This is a genomic window from Anaerobacterium chartisolvens (genome assembly GCF_003337415.1).
Lineage (GTDB): Bacteria > Bacillota > Clostridia > Acetivibrionales > DSM-27016 > Anaerobacterium > Anaerobacterium chartisolvens.
In genome coordinates this window covers 82136-89687 of record NZ_QPJT01000019.1, presented here as the reverse complement: position 1 = coordinate 89687, position 7552 = coordinate 82136, and the positions used below count along the sequence as shown (strand labels likewise).

Here is a 7552-nt window from a genome sequence, read left to right as displayed (position 1 = left end):
CACTGCCCATATCATCCGCCTTTATAACTCCCGTAGCCTCTGGATCTATATCCTCACCGCTCTTGCCTGTATTCTCAGATCCTTGGTAATAAAAGTAAATACAGGCCGTGGAAAATAAGTCATCTAATGACAGTATTACGCTGTCAGAGATCTGCATAGAGCCCTCGGCACTTTCACCATATTTCACCTTTACTCCCATGCATTCATGTCCCGCTATCTGTCTGGCAGTATATTGATGCTCCCCGCTTTCAACCTGCTCCGAGTAATCATACCTGCTTATTGCGCTGCCGTCCATGAGGAAATGCTTTACTTCAACATTGCCATCCAGCATTTCAGGATGCCTGTCAAGATGTACCTTTTTATTGAAATGACTATCAAAGCTTACGGAGCTTCCCCAGATACGGGCATTTTTAATTCCATCAAGTGTAAAGTATACCTCCTCTTCATAGTTGTCCCCCCCGTTGGTAAGCCTGCCTAACCGCCTCTTTTCAACTTCTCCATCATATTCAACAATGGTAAGCACACCGTCAAAGATAAGGTCTCCCCCCTCGCGGTACAGCTCCTCCTGCCATTCCTTATCCACTGCTCCTATTCGGTTGAATATTATATCTTTGTCTATCTTAAAATATGTTCTCACTTTCTCCTTATATCCATCCCCATCCTCATCTATATATTCGCTTTCCGACTCCTCAAACTGTATTACTACAGATTTTGTCCTGTCCTCACTGTAGATCGTCCAGCCTATGGTTCTGTATCTTATATCCGTTGTCGCCTTTTGATCATATGTCGTCATTGTAAGCGAGCCGTCAGACTCAAACTTCAATGGCTCACCTGCATAACTGTCTCCTCCTGCATAACCACTTGTATAGACTATATACGCTATAAAAATCACCATGAATATAGAATATAATTTTTTCTTCATATTAATCTACCTCACTGACTTCTGTGAGAAGGTATTCATTGTTCATTACTCTTGAGGCATGTTCCCATCCCTCTTTTAATTCCATGTTTACTAATTCAACTTCAAAAGCACAAGTATATTCTTTATTTAAGGTTACATTTCCAAGCATGGTATAATTCTTTAACCATTGCATGTCACTGCAGCTTTTTACTGAAAAATTCAATTGTCCTCTTACCACTTCCCCATGCGCTGCATATACTAGTGAAGGATCGGTTATAAATTCACTCTTTATGGAAATATTCTTTTCCTCCACCATATCCGCCCAATACTGTATATGTTCCTCTATAGGCCTTGTTATCCCGTCATCTGCTCTCCATCTTGTCTGAGGCATGAAAAACCACTTAAGCTTTTCAATATATTGAGCCTTGTCATATGTACGGTAATCCACATTGTAAAAAGTCTCCATATACCGCTTTCCTATATTCATAAATTCAGTTACTTTTTTTAATCCATATCTCTCGACACTCCACTTATTAGAACCAATAAAGCCTGTAATTTCACTTTTCCTATACTCATACTCATAAAGCTCCTGAGGTATATCGGGATTGATCCTGTATACCAGATCGCTCAAATCAGGCGTATTATCTGCTTCAACACCCTCAAGCTCCAGCTTGAGCCTTGCCGAAGGATCTATAAACCTTCTTATAATTGCCACCGCCTGAGCCCTTACCAAATTATCCTCGGCCCCGAAGCTTCCGTCGCTATAACCTCCTATAAGCCCTATGTCATAAGACTTTATTACGTAAGGCTTATATTTATCCGGTACTGCATTATAATCCTTTATAAGGGTCTTTACCTTGTTTGCCTCACGGAAGCTGTATTCCCCGAAGGCCCTTACCAGCAGCATGGCCATCTCTCCTCTTTTAGCCGCTCTTTCATAATCACTCAGCTCAAATTCTCCTCCGCTCAGCCATCCGTTCATTATTGCCGTTTTAACATATGGGATATACCACTTTTCTCCATTGCGCCTTTCAGGTATCTCATCATTTCTGGCAACCGCTATGCATTTCATAAGCTGTGCCAGTGTAAAGGGATTCTCCGGCTTAAAGGTTCCGTCGGCAAAGCCCTCAAATATTTTCCTTGAATCCTTCATCATATAATCCAGATCATTTTTATAATATGCGTTGTCAGGGATATCGCTGAAGCTTTCCGCACCGAAAGTAGATGTTGTAATAATGCCTGAAAGCAGTATAGATACAAGCACCATGGATAATATCTTTTTCATTTTGGGATCCTCCTATTTGTTAATATTTTTATGAGGAGGCTGAATGCTTTTCTTTGTTTATTTTCTGAATTGTATACCAAGTAATTTATAGCATTATTCTATATAATATCCTCTGCTTCAATTATATAGCAGTCTATCTATGAGGTAAAGATGGTTTTAGCAGAATTTTATCTTACTCATGAGTAAAAACTTGAATTAACCAATTCATAATACCTATTTTTATTGGTTTCTGATGCCGACTTTCCGAAACTATTCCGATATTGTAGGTATCAAAGGATGAAAGCCTTATGACGTAACAAGAATTACTTGATATTCTCAATAATACCCAAAATGAAAAATCCTAATTTATTGTCATCCCAAAAAACATAAGAAACCGTTGCAGAATTAAGTATTTCATTAGTTAATGCAACGATCCCTTTTTTTTAAATTTAATCAGTTATACTGGTTAATTAAAAATGCGTTGTGAAAGGGATAAGAAAAGGATAGCGCATGCCCTTAATTTCGAGACTTAAGCATTTTAACAATTATCACAAGCTATTCACAACAATTATTGCATAGATATTTACCAATGAATAATTTTACTATATAATTATAACAAAGGATGTGATGTAAAGATATGCCACACTCAATTTGCTGCATGAAATCGAGAGACAGCTATGACAGAATAGTACATATTTTAAAACAATTTAACATACAATGGGATGATTTTGTTACAGATCTGGATTCTTTTAAAGAAAAAATAGCCTCCAAAGAATATGATCTGGCAATTATAGACGTGAGGCTCTGGTGGAAAGATGAGGCAATTGATTTCTTATACCGTAAGGGTGTTGAAAATATAATTCCATTTGAAGGAGACTTTGACGATATTCTGAATATTATTAAGTCTACTGTAAAGTCTTATCAAAGTATGCCGGATGAAAAAAGCACTTTTAATGAAAAATATCCTGTTGAGCAAAGAAAAAAAGATAAGCACCAATCCGAGAAAATGGTTGAAGTGCCTGTCTACAGACAGGTTTATACTGCTATACAAAATAATCTCATAGGTGTTCTCAATCTTACCCCCGGCGCAGGCTCCACCTTCGTAACGCTTAATCTGGCAAAGATGCTTTCTGAGCATGGAGTACTCCCCAGTGTCATTGAGCTTCCACTGTCACGTACAATCTTTGGCAGAGCCGGACTGGAAAAAAAATTGGGTTATGATTTCTATTCCTTTCATAATGCTGTGGCCGAAGGAGAGAAAATCGAAAAAAACAGAGAAAATATATCCGATGGAATAGCATATATAGTACCTGATTCTCGTAAATTTCTTTCTGACAAATGGAATTATAATATGATTATGAAGCTCTTATATGCTTCAAAAAAATCTTCTATAAATATAATTGACATAGGTCATCATTTCAAGCATGAGCTTGTACAGGAAATAATTGACGAAATGGATATGCTGCTGCTTGTAATAGACTCCGGCTATAAGGATTTTGATGTTGACATGGTAAGACAAGTAAAAAAATTCCAGAATACCGGCAAGGTAAAATATATAATAAATAAATGGTGCAGTGATTCAGACAGGAACAAAGTCATTTCAGATATTGGAGATATAGATTATATAAACGTACCTTTTCTTAGTAATGAAACAATAAAAAAATGTGTTGAAGGCAATTTCATTCCATATGCCTTGATTGAGGTAAAAGAGCAGCTTGACAAAAGCCTTATGGGACTGATAAGAGAATTAGTCCCTTCAGAGGTATTTCCCGATGCAAGCTTGCCAAAACCAAATAATACAAATGGAAATACTCAGCCTATAAAATATGTAGCCGTGGGAAATAATGAGATAGCATTTACCGGAGCAGGCTATGGCACAGGCGTAACACATACTGCAATAATGTTTGCTCATTATCTCTCAATAAATTATAATGTGGCTATCGTAGAGCTTAACGAAAGCATGTCATTTAAAGAGCTTCAAAGCAATATAAGTGATTCTGACGCTCCTGATAAATTCTTTACATACAAGGGTGTTGACTACTTTTGGGGAATTGAATATTCACAATTTGTACTGACCCATAAAGAAAAGTACGACTTTATACTTCTGGATTTCGGATGTTTTAAAGATGGAATAGAGCTTGATGATTTTTCCAGAGCCAATAAAAAAATAGTTTTGGGACATGGGTCCGATTGGAAGGTAAAGGAAATAAGAAGGTTCCACACCTATTCCAGAAGCTATGATTTAAATAACAGTTGGATTTATGTTATACCATTCATTTCAGGAAATGAAACAGGAGATATAAAGGGATTTGTAAAAAACAAGGTATATACATTGCCATTTAATAAAAACCCCTTTATCCCGTCCGAGGATGTAAAAAATGTATTCTCCGAAATTCTGGGGATCAAGCTTGAGTCTCCCCCCAAAAAAGGCCTTCTGGATTTTTTTAAACGAGCTCACGATTCCATTAAATTATCATAACTTAAAATTCAGAAAAGTTGTCCTCATTTTTATACTTAAATAGCTGCAGCGGGAGCCGTATCTATTTCGTTTCCGGCATTTCATATTCCGTCTTACTTTTCAGTATTTCATCCACTGTCACAAAGTGCTGCGCACCGCTCAATACATGGCAAACTCCCGCTAAAGGATGACCACTTAGGTGGAAAGTTCTTTGACCGGGAATTCAGCTTTATTGTATTTGGTAATCAAACGGATTTAAAGTTTAGGTGCTGTTCAGGTGGCTGTTAATCAATTTTTTTCGAAATAACCAATATTGTACATCTGTTTGTATTATTAGTTTTTATCACTATCCCAAACAAGCTCAAATTTGAATCCAGTAAGGTTATTTTCGAGTATACGATTTCTAAATTCATCGGATACAAAGGGACGACGCAATGGTTCATCAACAATTTTAAACAAATGCTCATTTTTTACTTTTGAAATATCAAAAGCGTATTTAATAAATCTCATAATTCGTTTGCCATCTCTAAAAGTTTTATACTCTGATTTATCATAATCAATGCAGTCTAAAACTTTAATTACATTAATTGCATAAAATTCCCAGCCCTCGCAATCTAGTTGGAGTATTTCTGCATTCCCAATTAATAAATCTTTGAGAGTATCGACAGCCTTCTTGTCAAATATCGGTATATGTGATGAAAGTCCAGGTGAATTGCTAAATTCCCTATCATACATTCTTTTTACTTGAACAGGGTTCCAATTCATCAACTTCTGTCTTCCATCAAAAGTCTGTACTTCATCAATATCTATATCATTTTTCCATGTCAAATTATCGTAATTATCAACATCACAGTCTAGCAGCCAAATTTTCATGCTATCCACCTCCATACTGTATACTATTTGAATGTTCCTTTTGATAACTGATCAGCTATGTCGTCTAAGATATCTAATACGTCATTCTTGCTTTTTGCTCCAGATAATAAATCCGTAACTTTTCTATAATACGAATCGGTATGCAGACTTGGATGATATGCGCCTTCTGCCACATCTTTTACAGTTGGTAGAAATGCCCCATTAGTAGCATCATTAATGTCCACTCCAAATTTTTGAAGAATCGCTCTAGCTTCAGCAGCTTTAGGTGAACTTCCTGCAACTATATGATGAGCTGCATTAGCGTAATTCGGAACATTAATTCCTGATTCAATCATATTTTGACGTAAGACTTTAGAGCTTGGTGTGGATAAGGTCTTTAACCCACCGTTTAAGACTTCCTTAGAGCCTAAAACCGCCTCATCACCCTTTTTTAACACAGTCGAAAGCTCATCACTATTCTTTAAAGCTGTGACAATCCTGTCACTGCCTTTAATCGCTACCGCTGCCTCATCCGCATACTTCAGATATTTTAATGCGCCTATAACGGGTATTACCCCCACGAGGTTTAACGCAAAATTTAAAATATGCTCCCCAGACCATTCCCAGTTTACCAGACTTGCCGTTAAGTCCCTTATATCCGCTGGCAGGTCTATCCCTACAATACCAGTAAGCACCTGAAGCCCCGTACCTAAAAGTGTCATGTCATCCGTAAAATCCCCCAGCACTACCTGCTTTACTGAGGAAAGCAAATAATCTCCTACAGGACTCGCCACGCTTTCATTCATCTCAAGTGACACATTACGATAAAACTGCTGCTTAAGGCTTCCGTCAACCCCCATTCTTGCATTGTCAGAGGAATTAAGCCATGCAACCTCTTTCGCCACACTCTCCATTCCCTTTAGCGCAGCCTCCATATCACGGGAAAGAAAGCTGTCCTCATCCATAAAGCTCCGACCTGCCTTCTGCGCCATAGAGCCTAAGTCCATACCCATATTATACAGCATATACAGGTCATCTGCAATCCGGTATTCTGTGCCTCCCAGCCTCTTTTTAACCTCCGGCTCAAGACTTTCAAGTATGCTTCCCACATCTCTGACCATAGGCTCTATTTCAGCAACTATGGACTTAATCCTGCCCCCAAGGCCTATTACCTCATCCGGCTTCATATATATTTTTCCCATCTTATTTTCTCCCTAAAGCAGCTCAGATATCAGAAGCCGGCCAAATAAAATTTGACCGTTTTCTGATATTCCAACACCCTTAGACTTTCATCTGAGCGCCTAAATTTCTGTCTGTATCCTCAAGTGCTTGTGCTGATTTGTTCATATTGGCAACAAAGACATCTATAGACACCTTAAACTTATTCAGTTCTGCTTTCGCACTGTTGAAGGATTGCTGAAACGCTTCCACAGCTTGTCCCTCCCACTGGCTTCTAAGACCCTCAATCAATTTCCCCATCTGATCAAAGGTCTGCTGGTGCTGATCATTAAAGCCTTGTAGTCTTTTAGCCTCACTTCTCAATTGTTCAGGAGTTATCCTGATTGTTCCTGTCGCCATAATATTTTCCCGTCCTTTCAGTTTATTTATAATATCCGGAGTCTAAAGAATCGCCTGCAGTACGAATGCCTGCTAAAACATAGTCATCCGAAAACTATACAAAATTACATGCTTTTTTATCCTCTGGTTTATTTTATTTAAGACTCTGTGCCGCCCGCCTGCGTCTGGCTTCCTCAGCTCTTCTTCTTGCTTCAGCCTCAAGCCTTTTATCTTCTCTTTCATAATAATCCGCAATACTGTTTAAAGATCTTGCTAAGCTTCTCAAGCTGTTCTTCATATTTCCCAAATATGCCCTCCATCTGTCTTCACAGGTACTGTAAGCAATTTGTGAATACCCCTGCCATATATAGCTTACCTGCTGTAAGGCACTTTTTGCCCTCATATCGACCCTCTCCAGAGCATCAGCTTTACTTAAAATTTGTTTTGCTGCATAGTACAGCCTGTTATAATCCACATTTACATAACGTCCCACACAAAAACACCTCCCACCACTTCTGAC

The 7552-nt window shown here is 38.2% G+C and carries 7 protein-coding genes; 1 reads left to right on the top strand and 6 read right to left on the bottom strand.

Annotated elements, in window-relative coordinates:
* Both DFR58_RS15530 and DFR58_RS15525 read right to left on the bottom strand, forming a co-directional pair.
* Positions 1-922: hypothetical protein (locus DFR58_RS15530; protein WP_147273191.1), on the bottom strand; the 922-nt coding region annotated here is incomplete at its 3' end.
* A 1-nt stretch (position 923) separates the two neighbouring features.
* Positions 924-2186: an S-layer homology domain-containing protein gene (locus DFR58_RS15525; protein ID WP_114298768.1), complete on the bottom strand. Its 1263-nt coding sequence runs from the start codon at positions 2184-2186 to the stop codon at positions 924-926.
* Positions 2187-2802: 616 nt separating this feature from the next.
* Between DFR58_RS15525 and DFR58_RS15520 the strand changes: the two genes are divergently transcribed.
* Positions 2803-4644 carry a P-loop NTPase family protein gene (locus DFR58_RS15520; protein WP_170138181.1) on the top strand — a complete coding sequence of 614 codons (1842 nt, stop codon included), beginning with the start codon at positions 2803-2805 and terminating at the stop codon, positions 4642-4644.
* A 312-nt stretch (positions 4645-4956) separates the two neighbouring features.
* Here DFR58_RS15520 and DFR58_RS15515 read toward each other — a convergent pair whose 3' ends face one another.
* From DFR58_RS15515 to DFR58_RS15500, 4 genes are all read right to left on the bottom strand, one after another.
* Positions 4957-5496: an imm11 family protein gene (locus DFR58_RS15515; protein WP_114298766.1), complete on the bottom strand. Its 540-nt coding sequence runs from the start codon at positions 5494-5496 to the stop codon at positions 4957-4959.
* A gap of 23 nt (positions 5497-5519) precedes the next feature.
* On the bottom strand, positions 5520-6677 hold the full coding sequence (locus DFR58_RS15510; RefSeq protein WP_114298765.1) for an AHH domain-containing protein: 1158 nt from the start codon (positions 6675-6677) through the stop codon (positions 5520-5522).
* A gap of 79 nt (positions 6678-6756) precedes the next feature.
* Positions 6757-7053: a WXG100 family type VII secretion target gene (locus DFR58_RS15505; RefSeq protein WP_114298764.1), complete on the bottom strand. Its 297-nt coding sequence runs from the start codon at positions 7051-7053 to the stop codon at positions 6757-6759.
* A gap of 133 nt (positions 7054-7186) precedes the next feature.
* Positions 7187-7525, bottom strand: a complete 339-nt coding sequence (locus DFR58_RS15500) for a WXG100 family type VII secretion target (RefSeq protein ID WP_170138180.1) — start codon at positions 7523-7525, stop codon at positions 7187-7189.
* Positions 7526-7552 lie beyond the last annotated feature (27 nt).